Genomic DNA, 26,915 nt, shown 5'->3' with positions numbered 1-26,915 from the left:
GGAGGATTTGAAATGGGAAAAATAGCATTTCTTTTTCCGGGCCAAGGTTCACAGGCAGTTGGAATGGGTAAACAATTAGCAGAGAATAATAAAGAGGTTGCAAAAGTGTTTGCAAAAGCAGATGAGGTGTTGGAAGATTCACTTTCAGAAGTGATTTTTGAAGGACCGCAGGAAAAGCTTACATTAACAACAAATGCGCAGCCTGCATTATTAACAACGAGTTTTGCTATTTTGACAGCTTTGAAAGAGTATGACATTACACCTGACTTTGTCGCTGGTCATAGTTTAGGTGAATATAGTGCTCTTGTAGCAGCTGGTGCATTAACTTTTGAAGATGCTGTATATGCTGTAAGGAAACGTGGCGAATATATGGAAGAAGCTGTTCCGGGCGGGGAAGGCGCAATGGCAGCTATATTAGGTGCTGACCCACATATGCTGAAACAAGTTACAGAAGAAGTAACAAGTGAAGGATATGCAGTGCAAATCGCTAATATGAATAGTACGAAGCAAATTGTGATTTCTGGAACGAAGCAAGGCGTAGAGGTTGCTTCTCAAAGAGCGAAGGAAAATGGTGCAAAGAGAGCGATTCCACTAAAAGTAAGTGGGCCATTCCATTCTTCACTTATGAAGCCGGCAGCTGAGAAGTTCCAAAGTGTTTTAAATGAAATTACAATTCATGACACGAATATTCCTGTTATTGCAAATGTTACGGCGGAAGTTATTACACGTGGTGCAGACATTCAAGAAAAGTTAATCGAACAGCTTTATTCGCCTGTATTATGGTACCCGTCTATTGAATATATGGTGAACCAGGGAGTAGATACATTTATTGAAATTGGACCTGGAAAAGTACTTGCTGGACTTATGAAGTCAATTGATTCATCAGTAAAAGCATATGCGATATACGATGAAGAGACATTAAAAGATACCATTTCAAATTTGAGAGGAGAAAACTGATGTTAAAAGGGAAGGTAGCATTAGTAACTGGCGCTTCACGTGGAATTGGTCGCGCGATTGCGATTGATTTAGCGAAACAAGGGGCAAATGTAGTAGTAAATTATGCTGGTAATGAACAAAAAGCAAATGAAGTAGTAGATGAAATTAAAAAATTAGGTTCTGATGCAATTGCGGTAAGAGCAGATGTTGCAAATGCTGATGATGTTACAAATATGGTGAAACAAACAGTAGATACATTTGGACAAGTTGATATTCTTGTAAATAATGCTGGTGTAACGAAAGATAATTTATTAATGCGTATGAAAGAAGAAGAATGGGATACAGTTATTAATACAAACTTAAAAGGTGTATTCTTATGTACAAAAGCAGTATCTCGTTATATGATGCGTCAACGTCACGGTAGAATTATAAACATCGCTTCGGTTGTTGGTGTTATAGGAAACCCAGGACAAGCTAACTATGTTGCTGCTAAAGCGGGTGTTATTGGATTAACAAAAACATCTGCAAAAGAGTTAGCAAATCGAAATATTACAGTGAATGCAATTGCGCCGGGCTTTATTGCGACTGATATGACGGATGTACTAGATGAGAATATTAAAGCCGAAATGTTAAAAGTTATTCCAGCTGCTCAATTTGGTGAAGCGAAAGATATCGCGAATGCTGTAACGTTTTTTGCTTCTGATCAAAGCAAATATGTTACAGGTCAAACGTTAAATGTTGATGGCGGTATGGTAATGTAATAAAAGAATCGATTTCACCTAGTTTTTTTGGTCAATATTTAATATAATATTTGAGGGGAGGTGAATGGAATGGCAGATGTTTTAGAGCGCGTAACAAAAATCATCGTTGATCGTTTAGGAGTAGAAGAGACTGAGGTAGTACCAGCTGCAAGCTTCAAGGAAGATTTAGGAGCAGACTCCCTAGATGTAGTAGAACTTGTAATGCAATTAGAAGATGAATTCGAAATGGAAATTTCTGATGAAGATGCTGAAAAGATTGCTACTGTTGGCGATGCTGTGACTTACATAGAGAGTCATCTATAATGCTTAAGTGAAGTCCCGTTTTTTAGCGGGGCTTTCTGGCTTATATCTGGAGGGACCTATGCCGTACCGAAAATATAGAGAAAAAAAATACGAAACAAAATATCGTGAAGCATTTAAAGTGTTTCAAGAAAAGATAGGTATTACGTTTACAGATGAAAAATTATTGATTCAAGCATTTACGCATTCATCGTATGTGAATGAGCATCGAAAAAAACCGCATGAAGATAATGAGCGTCTTGAATTTCTTGGAGATGCAGTATTGGAACTGACTGTATCGCAGTATCTGTTTCAAAAATATCCGACAATGAGCGAAGGAGAGTTAACAAAACTACGTGCAGCTATTGTATGTGAGCCATCTCTTGTTCGTTTTGCGAACGAATTGTCATTTGGTAGCCTTGTTTTATTAGGAAAAGGTGAAGAAATGACAGGTGGACGTGAACGACCAGCTTTATTAGCGGATGTCTTTGAAGCGTTTATTGGTGCCCTTTATCTTGATCAAGGGCTAGAAACAGTTTGGGAATTCTTAAAAGAAATTGTATATCCGAAAATTAATGAGGGTGCTTTTTCTCATGTGATGGATTATAAGAGTCAGTTGCAAGAATTGATTCAGCGTGATGGCAGTGGCAATGTTGAGTATCAAATTTTGCAAGAAAAAGGACCAGCTCACAATCGAGAATTTGTGTCACGTGTTACGTTAAATAACGTAGCTTTAGGTCTTGGTAGTGGTAAGTCGAAAAAAGAAGCAGAGCAACAAGCTGCTGCAGAAGCATTGAAAAAATTAAAAGAACAACTATAAGGAATCCCCCTTTGAATGAGGGGGATTCCTTGTGCATAGAATGAAACTTTCTTTTTGTTTATAATGAAAAAGAAGGTAAATCCGTATAATACTTGTTTTTGTATAGAGAACATTTATAACGACGGAGAATAGGAGGAAGGCCTTTCGTGTTTTTAAAAAGATTAGAAATAGCAGGGTTTAAGTCTTTTGCTGAGCGTGTATCTGTTGATTTTGTCCCAGGTGTAACTTCTGTAGTAGGACCTAATGGAAGCGGGAAAAGTAATATTACTGATGCAATTCGCTGGGTACTTGGTGAACAATCTGCAAAATCATTACGTGGTGCAAAGATGGAGGATATTATTTTTGCAGGCAGTGATACGAGGAGAGCGGTTAATGTTGCTGAAGTAACAATAACTTTAAATAATGAAGATCAACGTTTACCAATTGAATACAATGAGGTGTGTGTAACACGTCGTGTATCTCGTTCAGGTGATAGTGATTTTTATATTAATAAACAATCATGTAGATTGAAAGATATTATCGATTTATTTATGGACTCTGGTATGGGAAGAGAAGCTTTTTCAATTATTAGCCAGGGGAAAGTGGAAGAGATTTTAAGTAGTAAGTCAGAAGAGCGTCGAGGTGTATTTGAAGAAGCGGCAGGCGTACTAAAATACAAACTTCGCAAAAAGAAAGCTGAAGGGAAATTAGCAGAAACACAAGAAAACTTAAATCGTGTACAAGATATAATTCATGAATTAAGTAGTCAAGTAGAACCTTTAGAAAGACAAGCTTCTATTGCGAAAGATTATCTTGAGAATAAAGAAGAATTAGAGAAAGTAGAAGCTGCGCTTATTGTCCATGAAATTGAAGAATTGCACGAGAAATGGGAAGCGCTTCGAAATCAGTTTGGGCATAATAAAAACGAAGAAGCTAAAATGTCAACGAATTTACAAAAAAGTGAAGAAGAGCTTGAGGAATTACGAGGACAATTACAAGCGGTAGATGAGTCTGTAGACTCGTTGCAAGAAGTACTTCTTCTTTCTAGTAAAGAGCTAGAAAAACTTGAAGGGCAGCGCGAGTTGTTAAAAGAGAGAAAGCAAAATGCTACGACGCATTGTGCGCAACTTGAGCAGTTAATTGTTGAATTAACAGAGAAAACTAAAAGTTACGATGGTGAGATTGAGTCAAGTACAGAAGCTTTAATGCAATTTGTGAATGAAGTAAAAGAGTTGGAGCAAAAATTGCATGATAATGAGCAACTGCTTGCTACTTTTGCTGACAATTTAGAGGAACAGATTGAGAATTTAAAAGGTGACTATATTGAGCTTTTAAATCAACAAGCTAGTCATCGTAATGAATTATCTATGATTGAAGAACAATCTAAACAGCAAACGTCTAAAAACGAGCGTCTAGATGAAGAGAATGCGAAATATGTAGAAATGCGTATGGAAATTACAGCGAAAAAGACGAAACTTGTAGAAAGTTACGAACAAGCGAAAGAAAAAGTAGCTGGCATTCTCTCAAACATACAGAAGACAGAGGCGGCGCTTGGGAAATGTAAGACGCAGTATAGTGAAAATGAAACAAAACTGTATCAAGCATATCAATTTGTGCAACAGGCACGTTCTCGAAAAGAAATGCTTGAAGAGATGCAAGAAGATTATTCTGGATTCTATCAAGGTGTACGTGAAGTATTGAAAGCTAGAGAAAATAGGTTGCAAGGTATCGAGGGTGCTGTTGCGGAACTGTTAACGGTACCGAAAGAATACGAAGTTGCAATGGAAATTGCTCTAGGTGCAGCGATGCAGCATATTGTTGTACAAACAGAGGAGCATGCTCGTAATGCGATAGCATTTTTAAAGCAAAATAAACATGGACGTGCAACGTTTTTACCGCAAGCTGTTATTAAAAGCAGGTCTTTATCATTTGAGCAATTACGCATTGCAAATCAACACCCATCGTTTGTAGGTGTGGCGGCAGAACTTGTGCAGTACAACAATAAATATGAAAATGTAGTTTCAAATTTATTAGGTACGGTTATTGTTGCGAAAGATTTACGCGGAGCAAATGAGTTGGCGAAACAACTGCAATACCGTTATCGCATTGTAACAATCGAAGGTGATGTAGTGAATCCTGGCGGTTCTATGACTGGTGGGGCGGTAAAGCAAGCGAAATCTTCTTTATTAGGACGCCAACGTGAACTGGAAGAGTGGACTCGCAAGTTAACTGATATGGAAGAAAAAACAATGAAGTTAGAAAACTTTCTTAAAGCAGTAAAACAAGAGATTCAAGAAAAAGAAGTGAAAATACGCGAACTAAGGCAAACTGTAGAAGTAGATCGTGTAGATGAGCAGAAATTAAGAGAAGAGATTAATCGTCTAGAATTAGAAGAACATCGTATTAATGATCGATTGTCTATTTATGATTTAGAGATTGAAGGGTTTTTACAAGATCGAGTAAAAATGCAAGGGCGTAAAGAGGAGTTAGAAGGGATTTTAACGAATCTTCAAGCTGATATCACTAAGTTAGATAGTAAAATTGTAGCTTTAACAAAACAAAAAAGTGAGCAACATTCTTCGAAAGAAAAAGTTCAAAAAGAAATGACGGAGTTAAAAGTGCTGGTAGCTGAAAAGCAACAACGCTTATTTAATCAAAAAGAAAAAGTTGAACGATTGACGAAGGAAAAAGAAGAAACGGATGCGACACTTGTAAAAACGAAAGAGGATTTAGCGTTCTTAAAACAAGAAATGACATCTAATTCAAGTGGTGAAGAGCAAATTACGAATATGATTGAGAAGAAAGCATATGATCGTAATCAAACTTCAGAATTAATTCGCTCTCGTCGTGAACAACGTGTATCGTTGCAAGAGAGGGTAGAACATTTAGAGCGCAATTTGAAAGAAACGACAGGTAAACATAAATATATTCTTGAAATGTTGAAAGATCAAGAAGTGAGAATAAATCGACTTGATGTAGAGTTGGAAAATAGATTACAACATTTACGTGAAACATATACGATTTCATTTGAAGCGGCAAAACTAAAATATACAATGACAATGCCTGCAGAAGATGCGCGTAAGAAAGTAAAATTAATCAAATTATCTATAGAAGAGTTAGGTACAGTGAACCTAGGGGCAATTGATGAATATGAACGTGTAGCGGAGCGTCATACATTCTTACTAGAGCAGAGAGACGACCTAGAAGAAGCGAAAGCGACATTGCACCAGCTTATTACCGAAATGGATGAAGAAATGAAAAAACGCTTTTCTACTACGTTTGAAGGCATTAGAATGGAGTTTCAATCGGTATTCTCTGAATTATTTGGAGGCGGTAGAGCGGATTTAGTAATGACTAATCCAGAGGATTTACTAAATACGGGTATTGATATTGTAGCACAACCGCCAGGGAAGAAACTGCAGAACTTAGGTTTACTTTCAGGTGGAGAGCGTGCTTTAACAGCAATTGCGCTTTTATTTGGTATTTTAAAAGTACGCCCAGTACCATTCTGTGTACTAGATGAGGTAGAGGCAGCCCTTGATGAGGCGAATGTAGCTCGTTTTGCACAGTATTTAAAGAAATTCAGTAATGAGACGCAGTTTATTGTAATTACACATAGAAAAGGTACAATGGAAGAGTCTGATGTGTTGTACGGTGTAACAATGCAAGAATCAGGGGTATCTAAACTTGTTTCGGTTCGTTTAGACGCCGGAGAAGAGCTTATTGCAAGTGAATAGGAAGGATGGGAAAGTATGAGTTTTTTTAAAAAACTAAAAGAAAAAATTTCAAAACAAACGGATACAGTTACAGAGAAATTTAAACAAGGATTAGAAAAAACGAGAAATTCATTTGCGGATAAAGTGAATGATTTAGTTTATCGTTACCGTAAAGTGGACGAAGATTTTTTCGAAGAGTTAGAAGAGATCTTAATCGGTGCAGACGTTGGCGTTGCGACGGTAATGGAATTAATTGACCAATTGAAAGAAGAAGTACAACGTCGTAACATTCAAGATCCAAAAGAAGTACAAGCTGTTATTTCAGAAAAACTAGTAGGAATTTACAAAGGCGACAGCGATTTTAGTAACGAAATTAATATGCAAGAGGACCAATTAACGGTTGTTTTATTTGTTGGTGTTAATGGTGTAGGAAAAACGACGACAATTGGTAAACTGGCGCATAAGTTTAAATCAGAAGGTAAGTCAGTCCTATTAGCGGCAGGAGACACATTCCGTGCTGGAGCGATTGAACAATTAGAAGTATGGGGCGATCGCGTTGGTGTAGAAGTGATTAAACAAGGATCTGGATCTGATCCAGCGGCGGTTATGTATGACGCTGTACAAGCTGCGAAAGCACGTAAGGTAGATGTATTACTATGTGACACAGCAGGACGCTTGCAAAATAAAGTAAATTTAATGAAAGAATTAGAGAAGGTGAAGCGTGTAATTGAGCGTGAAGTACCAGGTGCTCCTCATGAAGTATTACTTGTTATTGATGCAACAACAGGACAAAACGGTTTAAGCCAAGCGAAAACATTCCGTGAAGCAACGAATGTAACTGGTATTGTTTTAACGAAGTTAGATGGAACTGCTAAAGGTGGTATTGTATTAGCGATTCGTAACGAAATGGATGTACCAGTGAAGTTTGTTGGATTAGGAGAGCAAATGGATGACTTGCAACAGTTTGATCCAGAACAATATGTGTATGGTTTATTTGCGAACTTAGTAGAAACAGAAGAAGTATAAGTGAAAGGAGCGGTATTTCCGCTTCTTTTTCTATAAAAAATATATGATGTTAAGAAAAAAACTTGACACTCTTTTGGACTACATGTAAACTAATTCATGTAAAGGGAAATCACTTAACAAAGGATGATCCAACATGCTCGAAAAAACAACGAGAATGAACTATTTATTTGATTTTTATCAATCGTTGTTAACGCAAAAACAAAGAAGTTATATGTCGCTTTATTATCTAGATGATTTATCTCTTGGTGAAATTGCGGAAGAATTTGATGTAAGTCGCCAAGCCGTGTATGATAACATTAAACGGACTGAAGCGATGCTTGAAGAATATGAAGAAAAATTAGTATTACTTCAAAAGTTTCAAGAGCGACAGCGACTTGTTGCAAAGCTAAAACAGCTAATCAGCGAAGAAGAGCATGTAAATGAAGAAATGAAACAAGTTGTTGAAGCTATCGAAAAATTAGATTAGGAGGGCGGCAATATGGCATTTGAAGGATTAGCCGACCGACTTCAACAGACAATGCAAAAAATCCGCGGCAAAGGAAAAGTTTCTGAAGCCGATGTGAAAGAAATGATGAGAGAAGTTCGTCTAGCTCTTTTAGAAGCAGATGTTAACTTTAAAGTAGTAAAAGATTTTGTGAAGCGTGTGTCTGAACGTGCTGTCGGACAAGATGTAATGAAAAGTTTGACACCTGGACAACAAGTAATTAAAGTTGTACAGGAAGAACTTACAGAACTTATGGGCGGAGAGCAAAGCAAAATTGCTGTTGCTAATAAGCCACCGACTGTTATTATGATGGTTGGTCTGCAAGGTGCGGGTAAAACAACGACGACAGGTAAGCTTGCGAATTTGCTTCGTAAAAAGCATAACCGTAAACCGATGCTTGTTGCAGCGGATATTTACCGTCCAGCAGCGATTAAACAGCTTGAAACATTAGGGAAGCAATTGGACATGCCTGTATTCTCTTTAGGAGATCAAGTAAGTCCTGTTGAAATTGCGAAACAAGCGATTGCAAAAGCAAAAGAAGATCATCACGATTATGTTTTAATCGATACAGCGGGTCGCCTGCATATTGATGAAGAACTAATGGATGAATTAGCGAAAGTTAAAGAAGTTGCGAAACCGGATGAAATTTTCCTTGTTGTCGATGCGATGACGGGACAAGACGCGGTAAATGTTGCGCAAAGTTTCCATGAACAGTTAGGTTTAACAGGTGTTGTATTAACGAAATTAGATGGTGATACGCGCGGTGGTGCTGCATTATCTATTAAGGCTGTAACAAACACGCCGATTAAATTTGCTGGTATGGGTGAAAAACTAGATGCAATTGAAGCGTTCCATCCAGAGCGTATGGCATCCCGTATTTTAGGGATGGGCGATGTCTTAACATTGATTGAAAAAGCGCAAGCTACAGTTGATGAAGAGAAAGCGAAAGAACTTGAGCAAAAAATGCGTACGCTTTCGTTTACGCTTGACGATTTCCTAGAACAACTTGGACAAGTGCGTCAACTTGGGCCGCTTGATGAATTGTTAGGAATGCTTCCTGGTGCAAATAAAATTAAAGGGCTGAAAAATGCACAAGTTGATGAAAAACAAATTGGGCATATTGAGGCAATTATTCGTTCTATGACTAAATTAGAACGAGAACAACCGGAAATAATCAATGCTAGTCGCAAAAAGCGCATTGCCAAAGGTAGCGGTACAACTGTACAAGAAATCAATCGTCTAATTAAACAATTCGATGACATGAAAAAAATGATGAAGACGATGACGGGAATGCAAAAAGGTAAGAAAAAAGGACTAGGTGGATTGAAGTTTCCATTCATGTAAGGAAAAAAAGATGGCTCTGTTAAGAAAAAATACTTTACAAAGCAATAGTCTTTTTGCTAATATAATTATCTGTGTGAAATAAATTCGGAGGTGCTTTATAAATGGCAGTTAAAATTCGTTTAAAACGTATGGGAGCTAAAAAAACTCCTTTCTATCGTGTAGTTGTTGCAGATTCTCGTTCTCCTCGTGACGGACGTTTCATTGAGGAAATCGGAACTTACAATCCAGTTGCTCAACCAGCTGAAGTTAAGATCAACGAAGAAGCAGCATTAAAATGGTTAGGAAATGGTGCTAAACCATCTGATACAGTTCGTAACTTATTCTCTAACCAAGGTATCATGGAGAAATTCCACTTATCTAAACAAGGTAAGTAATTGAGGCAATGACTATGAAGAAGTTAGTCGAGACGATTGTCAAGCCTCTTGTCGATTATCCTGAAGATGTAAAAGTTACACAGGAACTTTGCAACGGAGAGATAAAGTATCGATTAACTGTACATCCTGAGGATGTTGGAAAAGTCATTGGAAAGCAAGGGAGAGTTGCGAAAGCGATTCGAATGCTCTTGTATTCAGTGGGACATCATAATGATGAAAAAGTAACACTGGAAATTCAATAAACGTAAAAAAGGGCGAGGAGTTATTCCTCTCCCTTTTTTAACATTTAAATAGAGAGTGCATGTTCCATCTGTGAAATGGAGATGCTTAATTTATATAGAAACCAGGGGTGACATACTATTTATGACAAAATGGTTTAACGTAGGGAAAATTGTAAATACTCATGGCGTAAGAGGAGAAATCCGTGTTATTTCTCGTACTGATTTTCCAGAAGAGCGATATAAAGTAGGAAACACGTTATACATATCGAATGAGAAAGGCACAGACTACCTTCCGGTGAAGGTAACTTCTCATCGCCAACATAAGACATTCGATTTATTAACATTTGAAGGATATAACAATGTAGATGAAGTAGAGAAGTTTAAAGGTTCTTTAATAAAAGTACCAGAAGAGCAGTTAGGTGAACTTGCTGAAGGTGAATACTACTATCATGAAATTATTGGTTGCAGTGTTGTAACGGAAGAAGGAGAAGCGCTAGGGACAATCAAAGAGATTCTATCTCCTGGTGCAAATGATGTTTGGGTAATTAAACGCCCGAAGGGTCAAGATCTCTTAATTCCTTATATCGATGACGTTGTACTTCAAGTTAATATTGAAAATAAATTAGTAACCATTCATGTAATGGAAGGGCTGCTATAATGAAAATTGATATTTTAACGTTGTTCCCAGAAATGTTTACCGGTGTATTTGGATCTTCTATATTAAAGAAGGCACAAGAAAAAGAAGCGGTAAACCTTCGTGTTGTTAACTTTCGTGATTATACAACAAGTAAGCATAATAGTGTAGACGATTATCCTTACGGCGGAGGAGCTGGTATGGTGCTTACTCCTCAGCCTATTTTTGATGCTGTAGAAGATTTGACGAAAGAGACAGAGCGTAAGCCTAGAGTTGTCTTAATGTGTCCGCAGGGCGAAAGATTTACGCAGAAGAAAGCGGAAGAGCTTGCAGGGGAAGAACATTTGATCTTCGTATGTGGGCATTATGAAGGGTATGACGAACGAATTCGTGAGCATCTCGTAACGGATGAGATTTCTATTGGTGACTATGTATTAACGGGCGGAGAATTAGCCTCTATGGTTATTACTGATAGTGTTGTACGTCTCTTGCCAGGTGTGCTAGGAAATCATGCTTCACAAGTAGAGGATTCGTTTAGTACAGGTTTATTAGAGCATCCTCATTATACACGTCCGGCTGATTTTCGTGGTATGAAGGTACCGGATGTATTAATGTCAGGGAATCATAAAAACATTGATGAATGGCGACATAAGGAATCTTTGCGTCGAACGTATACGCGTAGACCGGATTTGTTAGATGAGAGAGAGTTATCTAAACAAGAGAAAAAATGGCTTGAGGAAATAAAGCGAGAGCAGTAATAACTTCATATATTTGCTATTGCAACAGGCCTAGTAATATGCTATTATAACATTTGTGCTACTGAAATCAGTAGCCGTATTAACGATGTTCCGCTGTAATTTATTAAGACTTTATAAGAGCATCTGTTTAAAGGAGAGAATTTAATATGCAACAATTAATCGCAGAAATTACAAAAGGCCAATTAAAAACTGACCTTCCTTCATTCCGTCCTGGTGACACTTTACGTGTACACGTAAAAGTTGTTGAGGGAACTCGTGAAAGAATTCAGCTTTTCGAAGGTGTTGTAATTAAACGTCGTGGTGGCGGAATCAGTGAAACATTCACAGTTCGTAAGATTTCTTACGGTGTAGGTGTTGAGCGTACATTCCCAGTTCACACGCCAAGAATCGCGAAAATCGAAGTACTTCGCCGTGGTAAAGTACGTCGTGCTAAGTTATACTACTTACGTAACCTTCGCGGTAAAAAAGCACGTATTAAAGAAATTCGATAAGACATGTATGGGAGCTTGTAAATGCACAAGCTCCCTTTTTCCAATCTATATGAAATTTTGGTATAATACGAGCAGTTTACATAACCGTGGAGGGGAAATGCATGAAAAAAGAGAAGAGTTCACTTTGGGAATGGATTAAGGCAATTTTGATTGCTGTTGTATTAGCTGGTGTTATTAGACAGTTTTTCTTTGCGCCAATTCTCGTAGACGGGGTATCGATGGCACCTACTTTACATGATCGTGATCGAATGATTGTGAATAAAATTGGTTATCACATTGGAGATCCAAAACGCTTTGATATTATCGTATTTCGAGCAACAGAAGATAAAGATTACATTAAGCGCATTATAGGCCTGCCAGGCGATGAAATAGAGTATCGTAATGATAAACTGTATGTTAACGGAAAGGCTTATGAGGAGCCGTATTTAGACAAGCAGAAAAAGCAAATTGCTGACGGACCGCTTACATATGATTTTAATCTTGAAGAAATGACAGGCAAGAAAACCGTTCCAAAAGATCGATTATTTGTTTTAGGTGATAATCGTCGTTTTAGTAAAGATAGCCGTTCAATCGGTACGATTTCAATGGATCAAGTAATTGGTAAAGCTAATATGTTATATTGGCCGTTAGAAGACGCACGTATTGTGAAATAAATGAAAAAGAAGGTGGCAACATGGTAATTCAATGGTTTCCAGGGCATATGGCGAAGGCTAGACGCCAAGTAACGGAGAAATTAAAATTAATTGATGTTGTAATTGAACTTGTAGATGCTCGATTACCATTATCATCTCGAAACCCAATGATTGATGAAATCATTACACATAAGCCAAGGCTTGTTGTTTTAAATAAAGCGGATATGGCGGATGATCGTTTAACAAAACAATGGATCGCATATTTTAAAGAAAAAGGCCATATGGCAATTTCGATTAACGCGCAAGCTGGACAAGGTATGAAGGAAATTGCAGCAGCTTGTAAAGTGCTTGTTAAAGAAAAATTTGATAAAATGGTTGCAAAAGGTATTAGACCGAGAGCGATTCGTGCATTAATTGTAGGTATACCAAATGTTGGTAAATCTACATTGATTAATAAATTGGCAAAGAAAAATATTGCTAAAACAGGAGATCGTCCAGGTGTGACAACAGCTCAACAATGGATTAAAGTTGGGAAGGAAATGGAATTGTTAGATACACCAGGTATTCTGTGGCCTAAATTTGAAGATCAATTAGTGGGTCTTCGTTTAGCGACAACGGGTGCAATTAAAGATTCAATTTTAAATTTACAAGATGTAGCTGTTTACGCATTACGTTTTATGGAGAAACATTATCCAGAACGCTTGAAAGAACGCTATAATTTAAATGAGATTCCAGAAGATATTGTGGAATTATTCGATGCAATTGGAAAAAATAGAGGCTGCTTAATGGGCGGCGGAATGATTGATTATGATAAGACATCTGAGCTTGTGCTTCGTGAGCTTCGTGGTGGCAAACTTGGAAAAATGACGTTTGAAACACCGGAAGAGTTTGGAGAGCAAGTGGAAGATGTGGAAAAAATAGAAGAAGTATAAGACGTGCGTTTGTGCGTCTTTTCTTTTTGGATATGTTTAAAAAGGAGCTTGTATAAATGCAAACTATGACGATAAAAGAAGCGGAAAATGTATTGAAAGAAATTATGAATGAAGAAGATGATCGCTTTCAGCTGTTAATGAAAGATGATCGAAAAGGTGTTCAAAAGCTCGTTTTGAAGTGGTATAAACAAAAAGAGTTAGAACAGAAAGAAAAAGAGAAGTTTTTTGAAATGTCCAAGTATGAAAATGCTTTGCGTGAAAAAGGGGTCACATATATCGCGGGTATTGATGAAGTAGGGCGCGGGCCATTGGCTGGGCCTGTTGTGACGGCAGCTGTCGTTCTTCCTGAGGATTTTTATATTCCAGGGTTAAATGACTCGAAAAAGTTGAGTGAAGCGAAACGTGAGCGTTTTTATGATGAAATAAAAGTACAAGCAATTGCAATTGGAGTAGGAATTGTATCACCGCAAGTTATTGATGACATTAATATTTACCAAGCAACGAAACAAGCGATGTTAGATGCAGTTGCAAATTTATCTTGTACACCTCAACATTTATTAATTGATGCGATGAAGCTTCCTACACCAATTCCGCAAACATCAATTATTAAAGGTGATGCGAAAAGTGTTTCGATTTCAGCAGCATCCATTATAGCAAAAGTAACGAGAGATCGTATGATGAAAGAACTGGGAGAGAAGTATCCTGAATATGGATTTGAGCAACATATGGGATATGGCACAAAGCAACATTTAGAGGCAATTGAAGTGCATGGAGTACTAGATGAACACCGCAAGTCATTCGCACCAATTAAAGATATGATTCAAAAATAAGCTGTAAATATACAGCTTATTTTTTTATTTTGGCATATAAACATTACTATTTTCGAAAAAGAATAAAGCGATTTCAGTTTTCTGACACTTTATTGTAGACAGCGTGCCAATCATCTTATACAATGGCAATGTAATGTTTTTTAAACATTAAAAAACTTTTCGAGTAAAACAGGAAAACAGGGGAGGATGGGACCATGAATATCCATGAGTACCAAGGTAAGGCAGTCCTTAGAAGCTATGGGGTTAGCGTTCCGAACGGGAAGGTTGCGTTTACAGTAGAAGAAGCTGTAGAAGCAGCGAAAGAATTAGGAACAGATGTATGTGTAGTGAAAGCACAAATTCACGCTGGTGGACGCGGCAAAGCTGGCGGAGTAAAAGTTGCGAAAAATTTAGATGAAGTTCGTACATATGCAGAAAGCATTTTAGGAACTACACTTGTGACACATCAAACAGGTCCTGAAGGTAAGGAAGTAAAACGCTTACTTATCGAAGAAGGTTGCGATATTAAAAAAGAATATTATGTAGGTCTAGTTTTAGATCGTGCAACTTCTCAAGTTGTTTTAATGGCGTCTGAAGAAGGCGGAACAGAAATTGAAGAAGTAGCAGAAAAAACACCTGAAAAAATCTTTAAAGAATATATTGATCCAGCAGTAGGCTTGCAAGGTTTCCAAGCGCGCCGAATTGCATTTAACATCAATATTCCAAAAGAGCTTGTAGGACAAGCTGTGAAGTTTATGATGGGCTTATATCGTGCGTTTATCGAAAAAGATTGCTCTATCGCTGAGATTAACCCACTTGTTACAACAGGCGAAGGTAAAGTTATGGCATTAGATGCAAAATTAAACTTTGATTCTAATGCGTTATATCGCCATAAAGACATTTTAGAGCTTCGTGATCTTGATGAAGAGGATTCAAAAGAAATTGAAGCTTCAAAATACGACTTAAACTACATTCCTTTAGATGGAAATATCGGTTGTATGGTTAATGGTGCAGGTTTAGCGATGGCTACAATGGATATCATTAAACATTACCACGGTGACCCAGCTAACTTCTTAGATGTTGGTGGCGGTGCAACTGCAGAAAAAGTTACAGAAGCATTCAAAATTATCCTTTCTGACAAAAATGTAAAAGGTATCTTCGTTAACATTTTTGGTGGCATTATGAAGTGTGATGTTATTGCAGAAGGTGTTATTGAAGCAACGAAACAAGTAGGTCTTGAGTTACCTTTAGTTGTACGTCTTGAAGGCACAAACGTAGAACTAGGTAAGAAAATTTTAAATGAGTCTGGCTTAAATATTGTTGCAGCAGAATCTATGGCAGACGGTGCACAAAAAATTGTTTCACTAGTGGGCTAATAGAAAGCGGGGGAGAAAAATGAGCGTATTAGTTAATAAAGATACAAAAGTTATTGTTCAAGGTATTACAGGTTCTCAAGGTTTATTCCATACAAAACAAATGATTGAATACGGTACGAAAATTGTCGGTGGTGTAACACCAGGTAAGGGCGGCACTGATATTGAAGGTGTACCAGTATTTGATACAGTAGAAGATGCAGTGAAAGCAACAGGCGCAAACGCTTCAGTTGTATACGTTCCACCCGCTTTTGCGGCAGATGCAATTATGGAAGCTGTTGATGCAGAAATTGATTTAGTAGTATGTATTACTGAAGGGATTCCTGTATTAGATATGGTAAACGTAAAGAGATATATGGCGGGTAAACATACACGTTTACTTGGACCAAACTGCCCAGGTGTAATCACACCAGATGAATGTAAGATTGGTATTATGCCAGGATATATTCATAAAAAAGGTCATGTTGGTATCGTATCTCGCTCTGGTACATTAACTTATGAAGCTGTACATCAGTTAACACAAGAAGGTATTGGCCAATCTACTGCTGTAGGTATCGGCGGAGACCCTGTTAACGGTACAGACTTTATTGATGCGTTAAAAGCATTTAATGAAGATGAAGAAACACATGCTGTAATTATGATTGGTGAAATCGGCGGTACAGCAGAAGAAGAGGCAGCTGAATGGGTAAAAGCTAATATGACAAAACCTGTCGTAGGCTTCATTGGTGGTCAAACAGCGCCTGCTGGCAAACGTATGGGCCATGCTGGTGCAATCATTTCTGGCGGTAAAGGAACTGCTGCTGAAAAGATTAAAACAATGGAAGCTTGTGGCATTAAAGTAGCTGAAACTCCAGCAGTTATGGGAGAAACGCTAATCTCTGTTTTAAAAGAAAAAGGTTTATTTGAGACTTGTAAAAACTATTAATCTGTTGAAAGACACCTTCTTACTTGAGGGTGTCTTTTTACACTTTTTTCTGTTTACATAATAAAAATTATGGGTAAGGAGAATCAAGATGAAAAGAGAGAGATTATTACATGTTCATTACTTGCTAGCAGATTATTGGAAAGCGATGGAGAGGCTACTATATGTCGATCCAGAATTAAAGAACATATATAATTTTAACGAAAAACAAATGGAACACTACACTGGAATATCCTCGAAAAAATCTTCAGAACTAGTAAAATTTCTTCAAAATTCAAATCTTCCGCAATATATATCTTATTTAGAGAGAAATCGTATTTTTTATATAACGATATGGGATGAAGATTATCCGCAATTATTACGTGAAATACAAGACCCTCCCTTCGTTTTATATGGAAAAGGAGAGAAAGATTTCCTGAATAAAGTAAATAAATTAGCAGTTGTTGGAACGAGAGAACCATCATTATATGGTCATGAGAGTTTGAAGTTTATTTTACACCCTTTATTAGAAAGAGAGTGGCTTATTGTCAGTGGGTTTGCAAAAGGGATAGATACAATGTCTCATGAGATTACAGTAAGGCATCATTGCCCGACTATTGCGATATTAGGGCATGGATTGTCTTTTATGTATCCGAAAGAAAATAGACATTTATATGAAATGTGGAAGGAATATATATTGTTATTGACAGAGTATCCGCCGCAATATGCACCGAAAAAATGGTATTTTCCAAAAAGGAACCGGATTATTAGTGGTATAAGTAAAGGTGTTTTAGTTGTAGAAGCGAAATCGAGAAGTGGAACACTTATTACTGCAGACCTTGCGTTAGAGCAAAATAGAGAGGTGTTTGCGCTTCCTGGACCTATATTTGTAGAGGGGGCATCGGGAACGAATCATCTTATTCAGCAAGGAGCAAAACTAGTAAGAAATGCAGAAGATATCTTGGAAGAGATTTTAAATTAACCTTATATTTTTATGTTTTTATTAAACAATTATTGACAAATGGTAGATTGGCACTGTATGGTATATTCATTCTTGATTGACAAAAACAAGAGAAATCAATAAGATTAATGAAGACTTGAATCCACCTCTTAAGGAGGCACTAGCATGTCAGATTACCTCGTAATCGTGGAGTCGCCTTCTAAGGCGAAGACCATTGAGAAATATTTAGGGAAAAAATACAAAGTTGTCGCGTCTATGGGACATGTTCGCGATTTGCCAAAAAGTCAAATGGGGATAGAAGTAAAGAACAACTTCACCCCGAAGTATATTACCATTCGTGGTAAAGGTCCCGTCTTAAAAGATTTAAAATCAGCGGCGAAAAAAGCAAAGAAAGTCTATCTCGCGGCCGATCCAGACCGTGAAGGGGAAGCGATTGCTTGGCATTTAGCGAATACGTTAAATGTGGACGTTGAATCAGATTGTCGGGTTGTGTTTAATGAGATTACGAAAGATGCAATCAAAGAATCATTTAAACATCCTCGTGCAATTAATATGGATTTAGTGGATGCACAACAAGCAAGACGTATACTTGATCGTCTTGTTGGTTACAATATTAGTCCTTTATTATGGAAGAAAGTAAAAAAAGGATTAAGTGCAGGACGTGTACAATCTGTAGCAGTTCGTTTAATCATCGAGCGTGAAAGGGAAATTCAAAACTTTGAACCTGAAGAATTCTGGACAATTAAAACAGAATTTGTAAAAGGAAAAGACACATTTGAAGCAAGCTTTTACGGTGTAGATGGTGAAAAAGTTCAATTAACAAATGAAACGCAAGTGAATGAAATAATTGAACAGATGAAAGACAATGCGTTTTCAGTTGAAAATGTAACGCGCAAAGAGCGAAAACGTAATCCTGCATTACCGTTTACAACATCTTCCTTGCAACAAGAAGCAGCACGTAAGTTAAACATGCGAGCAAAGAAAACAATGATGCTTGCACAGCAATTGTATGAAGGGATAGATCTTGGAAAACAAGGAACTGTAGGTCTTATTACGTATATGAGAACTGATTCAACACGTATCTCAGAAACAGCTCAAACAGAGGCTCGTACTTACATCACTGAAGCGTATGGTACGGAATACATAGGAACAGAAAAGAAGAAAGAAACGAAAAAGTCAAATGCACAAGATGCGCATGAGGCAATTCGTCCTACTTCAGTAATGAGAAAGCCAGAGGAACTAAAAAGTTTCTTAGGTCGTGATCAACTTCGATTATATAAATTGATTTGGGAGCGATTTGTTGCAAGTCAAATGGCGTCTGCTATAATGGATACTGTGACAGCGAGACTCATTAATAACAATGTTCAGTTCCGTGCAAGTGGATCGGTTGTAAAGTTCCCAGGATTTATGAAAGTGTATGTAGAGTCAAAAGATGATGGTGCTGAAGAAAAGGATAAGATGTTGCCACCTTTAGAAGTAGGGGAAACTGTATTTTCAAAGGATTTAGAACCAAAGCAACATTTTACACAACCTCCTCCGCGCTATACAGAGGCTCGCCTAGTAAGAACACTTGAAGAACTTGGAATTGGAAGACCGTCAACATATGTACCTACACTTGAAACAATTCAAAAGCGTGGGTATGTAGGTTTGGATAATAAACGCTTCGTTCCGACTGAACTTGGTGAAATAGTAATTGAACTTATTTTAGAGTTTTTCCCAGAAATTATTAACATTGAATTTACTGCCAATATGGAGCAAAGCCTTGATGAAGTAGAAGAAGGAAATGCGAATTGGGTAAAAATTGTTGATGATTTCTACGTAGGTTTTGAACCGCGTTTAGAAAAAGCGGAAAAAGAAATGCGTGAAGTGGAAATTAAAGATGAACCAGCTGGGGAAGATTGTGAATTATGTAATCACCCAATGGTCTTTAAAATGGGTAAATACGGGAAATTTATGGCTTGCTCGAATTTCCCAGATTGTCGTAATACAAAGCCGATTGTGAAAGAAATCGGTGTTACTTGTCCAAAGTGTGATAAGGGTCAAATTATTGAACGCCGTAGTAATAAAAAGAAACGTCTTTTCTATGGGTGCGGTACGTATCCGGAATGCGACTTTGTATCTTGGGATAAGCCAATTGGTCGTAAGTGTCCGAAGTGCGAAGGCATGCTTGTAGAGAAAAAGTTGAAAAAAGGCGTGCAAGTACAATGTATTTCGTGCGATTATGAAGAAGAACAACAAATGTGAGCGTAACTGCTCACATTTTTTTCGGGAAGAAAAGGAAAGGTGATATAAATGACAACACAAGTAGTAAACGTCATTGGCGCAGGTCTTGCAGGAAGTGAAGCAGCTTACCAAATTGCAAAACGTGGTGTCCAAGTTAGATTATATGAAATGAGACCGGTAAGGCAAACGCCAGCTCATCACACAGATAAATTCGCTGAATTAGTATGTAGTAACTCACTTCGTGCAAACACTTTAACAAATGCAGTTGGAGTTATTAAAGAGGAAATGCGCTTAATGGATTCTGTAATTATTCGTGCGGCGGATGAGTGCTCTGTACCAGCTGGAGGTGCTTTAGCTGTAGATCGTCATGAGTTCGCAGCTAAAGTAACAGAATACGTAAAGAACCATCCAAATGTAACTGTGATGAATGAAGAAATTACAGATATTCCAGAGGGACCGACAATTATTGCTACAGGTCCATTAACATCTCCTGATCTTTCTGCAAAATTGAAAGAATTAACAGGAGAAGATTATTTCTACTTCTATGATGCTGCAGCCCCAATCGTAGAAAAAGACAGCATTGACATGAATAAAGTGTATTTAAAATCGCGTTATGACAAAGGTGAAGCTGCATATTTAAATTGCCCAATGACAGAAGAAGAGTTTGATCGTTTTTATGAGGCTCTAATTGCTGCTGAGACGGTGCCTTTAAAAGAGTTTGAAAAAGAAATTTTCTTTGAAGGTTGTATGCCAGTAGAAGTTATGGCAAGTAGAGGGAGACAGACGTTAGTATTTGGACCTATGAAACCTGTTGGATTGGAAGATCCCAAAACAGGGAAAACGCCATATGCTGTTGTTCAGTTACGTCAAGATGATGCAGCGGGAACTTTATACAATATCGTAGGTTTCCAAACTCATTTAAAGTGGGGACCGCAAAAAGAAGTGCTACAGTTAATTCCGGGATTGGAAAATGCAGAGATTGTACGTTATGGTGTAATGCATCGTAATACGTTTATTAATTCACCTAATTTGCTTCGTCCAACATATCAATATAAACAACGTGATGATTTATTCTTCGCTGGTCAAATGACTGGAGTAGAGGGATATGTTGAATCAGCAGCATCAGGATTATTAGCAGGAATTAATGCTGCGCGTCTTGTGCAAGGTGAAGAGCCAGTTGTATTACCGCCAGTAACTGCGATGGGTAGCATGGCAAATTACATTACGGCAACGAACGCTAAAAACTTCCAGCCGATGAATGCGAACTTCGGTCTATTTGCACCGTTAGAGAAGAAGATTAAAAAGAAAGTAGAACGAAATGAAGCGTACGCAGCACGCGCTTTAGAAACGATTCGAAATTTTGTAAATATTTAGTTAAATTTCTTGCAAAGGCTACTAAGTTGTGATACGATTTAGTAGCCTTTATTGAGGTGAGTTGTGTGAATGTGAAGAAATTGTTACAATTATTCGTTGGATATTTACAAATTGAAAGAAATTATTCAAAATATACAATTGCAAGTTATCAAAATGATTTAGAACATTTTGTGCAATTTATGGAACGAGAAGGCATATCCTCTTTTTTAGACGTTACATACGCGGATGTTCGTTTGTACTTAACGACGTTGCACGATGAAAAGTTAGCCCGTAAATCTGTCGCAAGAAAAGTATCAAGCTTACGAAGTTTATATCGTTTTTTGATGCGTGAAGGTTATCGAAAGGATAATCCGTTTGCACTTGCGTCACTCCCCAAAAAAGAATTGTCAATCCCAAAGTTTTTATATGCTGAAGAGTTAGAGGAATTATTTGAAGTTTCTGACACGGAAACGCCATTAGGTCAAAGGAATCAAGCTTTATTAGAGTTGATGTATGCGACTGGGATCCGTGTGAGTGAATGTGTCAATTTACAACTTACCGATATTGACTTTGCGGTGGGAACAATTTTAGTAATGGGAAAAGGAAAAAAACAAAGGTATATTCCGTTCGGAAGCTATGCGCAAGATTCTTTAATTACTTATATAGAGAATGGGAGAAAACAGTTAGTTAATAAGACTGACGAAGATTCTCATATGGTATTTTTAAATGCGAAAGGTACACCGCTAACAAGTCGTGGGGTTCGTTATGTTTTAAATGAACTCATTAAAAAGGCTTCGCTGACAATGCGGATAAGTCCCCATATGTTAAGGCATACATTTGCTACACATATGCTAGATGAAGGGGCGGATTTACGTACTGTACAGGAGCTATTAGGCCATGAAAATTTGTCGACGACACAAATTTATACGCATGTCTCTAAAGAAAGATTGCGTTCTGTTTACATGAAGCATCACCCGCGGGCATAAATTGCTTTAAAAGCTATAAAAACAAATAAAGGAGTTTTTTCTATGGGAAATTTCCACGCTACAACGATATTTGCAGTTCATCATAATGGAGAATGTGCAATGGCTGGAGATGGCCAAGTGACAATGGGAAATGCTGTTGTAATGAAACATACAGCTCGTAAAGTTCGTAAACTTTTCCAAGGTAAAGTTTTAGCTGGTTTCGCAGGATCAGTTGCTGACGCATTTACTCTTTTTGAAATGTTTGAAGGGAAATTAGAAGAGTATAATGGCAACTTGCAGCGTGCTGCTGTTGAAATGGCAAAACAATGGCGTGGCGATAAAATGTTACGTCAGCTAGAAGCGATGCTCATTGTCATGGATAAAACAACTATGCTCCTTGTTTCAGGTACAGGAGAAGTGATTGAACCGGATGATGGTATTTTAGCAATTGGATCTGGTGGGAATTATGCACTTTCTGCAGGTCGTGCTTTAAAGCAATATGCAAGTGAACACTTAACAGCGAAGCAAATTGCGAAAGCGAGTTTAGAGATTGCTGGCGATATTTGTGTTTATACGAATCACAACATAATTGTTGAAGAATTGTAGAATCGTAAGGGAGGCATTTTATATGCATTTACATTTTACTCCGCGCCAAATTGTGGAAAAATTAGATCAATACATCATCGGTCAAAAAGACGCAAAGAAAGCGGTTGCTGTAGCGTTGAGAAATCGATATCGCCGCAGTAAATTAGCTGAAAATTTACGTGACGAAATTGCGCCTAAAAATATTTTAATGATTGGACCGACAGGTGTTGGGAAAACAGAGGTAGCACGACGAATGGCGAAACTCGTTGGAGCACCTTTTATTAAGGTTGAGGCTACAAAATTCACAGAAGTTGGATATGTGGGTAGAGATGTAGAGTCGATGGTACGTGACTTGGTGGAAACATCGGTTCGTATCGTAAAAGAAGAAATGGTAGTGAAAGTTCAAGATAAAGCAGAAGAGCAAGCGAATCAACGTCTTGTTGAAATTTTAGTGCCGAGTCCGGAGAAGCAATCTGGATTCAAAAATCCATTAGAGATGCTTTTTGGAGGCGCTCAAAATTCGAATCAAACGTCTGATACACAAGAAGATGTTGAAATCGAAAAGAAACGTCAAGATGTGGAGAGAAAGCTTGCTGCAGGGCTTCTTGAAGAAGAAATTGTATCGATTGAAGTGACTGAACAACAGTCTTCCATGTTTGATATGTTACAAGGAACTGGCATGGAACAAATGGGAATGAATTTCCAAGATGCGCTAGGAAGTTTTATGCCGAAAAAAACGAAAAAACGTAAACTTTCTGTAAAAGAAGCAAGAAAACTCTTGACAAATGAAGAGGCACAGCGCTTAATTGATATGGATGAAGTTACACAAGAGGCTGTTTATCGTGCTGAACAGCTCGGGATTATTTTTATCGATGAAATTGACAAAATTGCTGGTAAGCAGTCGAATAGCGTAGATGTATCACGTGAAGGTGTGCAACGTGACATTCTGCCAATTGTAGAAGGGTCGAATGTTGCGACAAAATACGGATCAGTAAAAACGGATTATATTTTATTCGTTGCAGCTGGAGCGTTCCATATGTCTAAACCGTCGGATTTAATTCCGGAATTGCAAGGGAGATTTCCGATTCGAGTAGAATTAACAAAATTATCGACAGACGATTTTGTTAAAATATTAATCGAGCCTGACAATGCGTTAATTAAACAATATATGGCATTATTAGCGACTGAAGGTATAGAAATTGAATTTTCAGACGAAGCTATTCGTAAGATTGCTGAGATTGCTTATCAAGTTAATCAGGATACAGATAATATTGGAGCAAGAAGACTTCATACGATTATGGAGAAGCTCCTTGAAGATTTATCGTTTGAAGCATCTGAAATTACGTTAGAGAAAATAACGATAACACCTCAATACGTTGAGGAGAAATTAGCAACAATTGCTAAAAATAAAGATGTGAGCCAGTTTATTTTGTAATAGTGTCATCAGGTGACTCGCCCTAGTTTCCAAGTGATGAAAAAATATGTGAGTAACATGTAGGAGGAACTTTTGAAATGGAATTATTAGCAAAAACGAGAAAATTAAATGCGTTATTACAGAGCGCAGCAGGGAAGCCTGTAAACTTTAGAGAAATGTCTGACACAATGTGTGAAGTAATCGAAGCAAACGTATTCGTAGTTAGCCGTCGTGGTAAATTACTAGGTTATGCAATTCACCAACAAATCGAAAACGAACGCATGAAGCAAATGCTTGCAGAACGTCAATTCCCAGAAGAATATACACAAAGCTTATTCAACATTACAGAAACATCTTCAAACTTAGATGTGAACAGTGCTTACACAGCATTCCCAGTAGAAAACAGAGAATTATTCGGTCAAGGTTTAACTACAATCGTACCAATCGTTGGTGGCGGTGAGCGTCTAGGTACATTAGTATTAGCTCGTCTTGGTCAAGAGTTCTTAGATGATGATTTAATCCTTGCTGAGTACAGCTCAACTGTTGTAGGTATGGAAATCTTACGTGAAAAAGCAGAAGAAATCGAAGAGGAAGCGCGTAGTAAAGCTGTTGTTCAAATGGCAATCAGCTCATTATCTTACAGTGAGTTAGAAGCAATTGAGCATATCTTCGAAGAATTAAATGGAACAGAAGGTTTACTTGTTGCAAGTAAAATTGCTGATCGCGTAGGAATTACTCGCTCTGTAATCGTAAATGCACTACGTAAATTAGAAAGTGCTGGTGTTATTGAGTCTCGCTCTTTAGGTATGAAAGGAACATACATTAAAGTGCTAAACGACAAGTTTCTACAAGAACTTGCTAAATTAAAAACAAACTAATTTATAAAAAACTCTCCTCAATTGAGGAGAGTTTTTTTGTGCAATGGATAGAAGATGCTTGTGAAAAGTGTCATAAGCGTGTTTTCTGGGAAAACTATTAATTGTATTTACTTTTTTGCTTAAAAGAAAAGAAGGTTGGTAATACTAGAATTCAAGTATGAAAAAAGAAAGTTTTACATTGTTCGCATTTTCGACTTGATTGTAATATTTCAGTATGATATAGTAAGCAGTGGTGTCAGTACAAAGTACACACGTTTACTGATTTAAGTGTTGGTGCTACGTTTGTAGTTTCGCTTAGAGATGAAGTAAACGGAGGATATCAAAAACCATTTAGGAGGAACTATATTATGTCAGTAATTTCTATGAAGCAATTGCTTGAAGCTGGTGTTCATTTCGGACATCAAACTCGTCGTTGGAACCCAAAAATGAAGCGTTACATTTTCACAGAGCGTAACGGTATCTACATCATCGACTTACAAAAAACTGTGAAAAAAGTTGAGGAAGCTTACAGAACGATGCGCGACATCGCTGCTGAAGGCGGAGACATCTTATTCGTAGGTACTAAAAAACAAGCACAAGAAGCTATTAAAGAAGAAGCAACTCGTGCTGGTATGTACTTCGTTAACCAACGTTGGTTAGGTGGAACTTTAACAAACTTCCAAACAATCCAAAAGCGTATCAAGCGTCTTAAAGACATCGAAAGAATGCAAGAAGATGGTACTTTCGAAGTACTTCCTAAGAAAGAAGTTGTTCAACTTAAAAAAGAGTTAGAGCGTCTTGAGAAATTCTTAGGCGGTATTAAAGATATGAAAGGTCTTCCAAGTGCATTATTCGTAGTAGACCCTCGTAAAGAGCGTATTGCAGTTGCTGAAGCACGCAAATTACACATTCCAATCATCGGTATCGTTGATACAAACTGTGATCCAGACGAAATCGATCACGTTATCCCAGCAAATGATGATGCAATTCGTGCTGTAAAACTTCTTACATCTAAAATGGCAGACGCGATCCTTGAAGCAAAACAAGGTGAAGAAACTGTTACTGCGTAACAAAGTTGGAAAGGTGATAAGGGGTTCGGCCTTTTATCACCTTTTTTAAGGTATAAACACCTTTATAAAAGGTATAAATACATATTTTAGGAGGATGAAAAGTATGGCAATCACTGCTCAAATGGTAAAAGAATTACGTGAAAAAACTGGCGCAGGTATGATGGACTGCAAAAAAGCTTTAACAGAAACTAATGGCGACATGGAGAAGGCAATTGACTTCTTACGTGAAAAAGGTATTGCGAAAGCTGCTAAAAAAGCAGACCGCATTGCTGCTGAAGGTTTAACTTTCATCGAAACAAACGGTAACGACGCTTTAATCTTAGAATTAAACTCTGAAACTGATTTCGTTGCGAAAAACGAAGGTTTCCAAACACTAATTAAAGAATTAGCTGCTCACTTATTAACTAACAAACCAGCTAACGTTGAAGAAGCTATGGCTCAAACAATGGAAAACGGTAAAAAAGTTGAAGAGCACATCAACGAAGCAATCGCTAAAATTGGTGAAAAACTTACACTTCGTCGTTTCGAAATCGTATCAAAAACTGATGCAGATGCATTCGGCGCTTACCTACACATGGGTGGACGCATTGGTGTATTAACAGTTCTTGAAGGTTCTACTGATGAAGCTGCTGCTAAAGATGTTGCAATGCACATCGCTGCAGTTAACCCTAAATACATCGACCGCGATGCTGTAACAGCTGAAGAAGTTGAGCATGAGCGTCAAGTATTAACACAACAAGCATTAAACGAAGGCAAGCCTGAGAAAATCGTTGCGAAAATGGTTGAAGGCCGTCTAGGCAAATTCTTCGAAGAGATTTGCTTACTTGACCAAGCATTCGTTAAAAACCCTGATATGAAAGTTCGTCAGTTCGTTGAGTCTAAAGGCGGAACATTAAAAGGATTCGTTCGCTACGCTGTTGGTGAAGGTATCGAAAAACGCGAAGACAACTTTGCTGAAGAAGTAATGAACCAAGTAAAAGGTAGTAACTAATACAGATTAGGGAACACATTGTGTTC

27 protein-coding genes are annotated in these 26,915 nt (G+C 37.7%); all 27 read left to right on the top strand.

Going from position 1 to position 26,915, the window contains the following annotated elements; translation table 11 throughout:
• Positions 1-12: 12 nt before the first annotated feature.
• The 27 genes from fabD to tsf all read left to right on the top strand — a co-directional run bounded on the left by fabD (position 13) and on the right by tsf (position 26,889).
• Positions 13-957, top strand: a complete 945-nt coding sequence (gene fabD, locus GD442_RS18520; RefSeq protein ID WP_000515899.1) for an ACP S-malonyltransferase — start codon at positions 13-15, stop codon at positions 955-957.
• A complete protein-coding gene (fabG, locus tag GD442_RS18515) occupies positions 957-1,697 on the top strand; it encodes a 3-oxoacyl-[acyl-carrier-protein] reductase (protein WP_098213874.1) in 741 nt (246 codons plus the stop codon). The genes fabD and fabG overlap by 1 nt, the downstream gene beginning before the upstream one ends.
• Before the next feature lie 69 nt (positions 1,698-1,766).
• Positions 1,767-2,000 carry an acyl carrier protein gene (gene acpP / locus GD442_RS18510; protein WP_000786062.1) on the top strand — a complete coding sequence of 78 codons (234 nt, stop codon included), beginning with the start codon at positions 1,767-1,769 and terminating at the stop codon, positions 1,998-2,000.
• Positions 2,001-2,058: 58 nt separating this feature from the next.
• Positions 2,059-2,796, top strand: a complete 738-nt coding sequence (rncS, locus tag GD442_RS18505; RefSeq protein ID WP_001146875.1) for a ribonuclease III — start codon at positions 2,059-2,061, stop codon at positions 2,794-2,796.
• A 146-nt stretch (positions 2,797-2,942) separates the two neighbouring features.
• Positions 2,943-6,512, top strand: a complete 3,570-nt coding sequence (gene smc, locus GD442_RS18500) for a chromosome segregation protein SMC (RefSeq protein WP_159365140.1) — start codon at positions 2,943-2,945, stop codon at positions 6,510-6,512.
• 15 nt (positions 6,513-6,527) lie between these two features.
• Positions 6,528-7,517: a signal recognition particle-docking protein FtsY gene (gene ftsY / locus GD442_RS18495; protein ID WP_000007655.1), complete on the top strand. Its 990-nt coding sequence runs from the start codon at positions 6,528-6,530 to the stop codon at positions 7,515-7,517.
• Between the two features lie 133 nt (positions 7,518-7,650).
• Positions 7,651-7,983 carry a putative DNA-binding protein gene (locus GD442_RS18490; protein WP_000891062.1) on the top strand — a complete coding sequence of 111 codons (333 nt, stop codon included), beginning with the start codon at positions 7,651-7,653 and terminating at the stop codon, positions 7,981-7,983.
• 12 nt (positions 7,984-7,995) lie between these two features.
• Entirely contained in the window at positions 7,996-9,345 is a 1,350-nt protein-coding gene (ffh, locus tag GD442_RS18485) for a signal recognition particle protein (protein WP_000863460.1), read from the top strand.
• 101 nt (positions 9,346-9,446) lie between these two features.
• Positions 9,447-9,719 carry a 30S ribosomal protein S16 gene (gene rpsP, locus GD442_RS18480; RefSeq protein WP_000268750.1) on the top strand — a complete coding sequence of 91 codons (273 nt, stop codon included), beginning with the start codon at positions 9,447-9,449 and terminating at the stop codon, positions 9,717-9,719.
• 14 nt (positions 9,720-9,733) lie between these two features.
• Complete coding sequence (locus GD442_RS18475) at positions 9,734-9,961, top strand: KH domain-containing protein (protein ID WP_000737401.1); 228 nt, start codon at positions 9,734-9,736, stop codon at positions 9,959-9,961.
• Between the two features lie 121 nt (positions 9,962-10,082).
• Positions 10,083-10,598 (top strand): ribosome maturation factor RimM, encoded by a 516-nt coding sequence (gene rimM / locus GD442_RS18470; protein WP_000170278.1) that lies wholly within the window; start codon positions 10,083-10,085, stop codon positions 10,596-10,598.
• Positions 10,598-11,332, top strand: coding sequence for a tRNA (guanosine(37)-N1)-methyltransferase TrmD (gene trmD / locus GD442_RS18465; protein WP_086400993.1), 735 nt, complete (start codon positions 10,598-10,600; stop codon positions 11,330-11,332). The genes rimM and trmD overlap by 1 nt, the downstream gene beginning before the upstream one ends.
• 146 nt (positions 11,333-11,478) lie before the next feature.
• Complete coding sequence (gene rplS, locus GD442_RS18460) at positions 11,479-11,823, top strand: 50S ribosomal protein L19 (RefSeq protein WP_001186516.1); 345 nt, start codon at positions 11,479-11,481, stop codon at positions 11,821-11,823.
• Between the two features lie 101 nt (positions 11,824-11,924).
• Positions 11,925-12,476 (top strand): signal peptidase I, encoded by a 552-nt coding sequence (lepB, locus tag GD442_RS18455; protein ID WP_098213875.1) that lies wholly within the window; start codon positions 11,925-11,927, stop codon positions 12,474-12,476.
• A 20-nt stretch (positions 12,477-12,496) separates the two neighbouring features.
• Entirely contained in the window at positions 12,497-13,387 is an 891-nt protein-coding gene (ylqF, locus tag GD442_RS18450; protein WP_000236704.1) for a ribosome biogenesis GTPase YlqF, read from the top strand.
• Positions 13,388-13,443: 56 nt separating this feature from the next.
• Positions 13,444-14,217 (top strand): ribonuclease HII, encoded by a 774-nt coding sequence (locus GD442_RS18445; protein ID WP_001194265.1) that lies wholly within the window; start codon positions 13,444-13,446, stop codon positions 14,215-14,217.
• A 194-nt stretch (positions 14,218-14,411) separates the two neighbouring features.
• Positions 14,412-15,572, top strand: coding sequence for an ADP-forming succinate--CoA ligase subunit beta (sucC, locus tag GD442_RS18440; protein ID WP_001020791.1), 1,161 nt, complete (start codon positions 14,412-14,414; stop codon positions 15,570-15,572).
• Between the two features lie 19 nt (positions 15,573-15,591).
• Complete coding sequence (gene sucD / locus GD442_RS18435; protein WP_000115178.1) at positions 15,592-16,494, top strand: succinate--CoA ligase subunit alpha; 903 nt, start codon at positions 15,592-15,594, stop codon at positions 16,492-16,494.
• Positions 16,495-16,582: 88 nt separating this feature from the next.
• Positions 16,583-17,452: a DNA-processing protein DprA gene (dprA, locus tag GD442_RS18430; protein ID WP_071741405.1), complete on the top strand. Its 870-nt coding sequence runs from the start codon at positions 16,583-16,585 to the stop codon at positions 17,450-17,452.
• A gap of 144 nt (positions 17,453-17,596) precedes the next feature.
• Entirely contained in the window at positions 17,597-19,675 is a 2,079-nt protein-coding gene (gene topA, locus GD442_RS18425; RefSeq protein WP_001286963.1) for a type I DNA topoisomerase, read from the top strand.
• 48 nt (positions 19,676-19,723) lie between these two features.
• Positions 19,724-21,028 carry an FADH(2)-oxidizing methylenetetrahydrofolate--tRNA-(uracil(54)-C(5))-methyltransferase TrmFO gene (gene trmFO / locus GD442_RS18420; protein ID WP_000213003.1) on the top strand — a complete coding sequence of 435 codons (1,305 nt, stop codon included), beginning with the start codon at positions 19,724-19,726 and terminating at the stop codon, positions 21,026-21,028.
• 65 nt (positions 21,029-21,093) lie between these two features.
• Entirely contained in the window at positions 21,094-21,993 is a 900-nt protein-coding gene (xerC, locus tag GD442_RS18415) for a tyrosine recombinase XerC (RefSeq protein WP_001101243.1), read from the top strand.
• A 42-nt stretch (positions 21,994-22,035) separates the two neighbouring features.
• Entirely contained in the window at positions 22,036-22,578 is a 543-nt protein-coding gene (gene hslV, locus GD442_RS18410) for an ATP-dependent protease proteolytic subunit HslV (protein ID WP_000526272.1), read from the top strand.
• A 22-nt stretch (positions 22,579-22,600) separates the two neighbouring features.
• Entirely contained in the window at positions 22,601-23,992 is a 1,392-nt protein-coding gene (gene hslU, locus GD442_RS18405) for an ATP-dependent protease ATPase subunit HslU (RefSeq protein ID WP_000550078.1), read from the top strand.
• A 77-nt stretch (positions 23,993-24,069) separates the two neighbouring features.
• Complete coding sequence (gene codY, locus GD442_RS18400) at positions 24,070-24,849, top strand: GTP-sensing pleiotropic transcriptional regulator CodY (protein WP_000421290.1); 780 nt, start codon at positions 24,070-24,072, stop codon at positions 24,847-24,849.
• A gap of 347 nt (positions 24,850-25,196) precedes the next feature.
• On the top strand, positions 25,197-25,898 hold the full coding sequence (gene rpsB / locus GD442_RS18395) for a 30S ribosomal protein S2 (RefSeq protein WP_000111485.1): 702 nt from the start codon (positions 25,197-25,199) through the stop codon (positions 25,896-25,898).
• Positions 25,899-26,001: 103 nt separating this feature from the next.
• A complete protein-coding gene (gene tsf / locus GD442_RS18390; RefSeq protein WP_001018578.1) occupies positions 26,002-26,889 on the top strand; it encodes a translation elongation factor Ts in 888 nt (295 codons plus the stop codon).
• Positions 26,890-26,915 lie beyond the last annotated feature (26 nt).

The organism is Bacillus sp. A260 (genome assembly GCF_009861435.1).
Lineage (GTDB): Bacteria > Bacillota > Bacilli > Bacillales > Bacillaceae_G > Bacillus_A > Bacillus_A cereus.
Note: the sequence above shows the minus strand (reverse complement) of the source record. Positions and strands in the feature narration are given on the sequence as shown.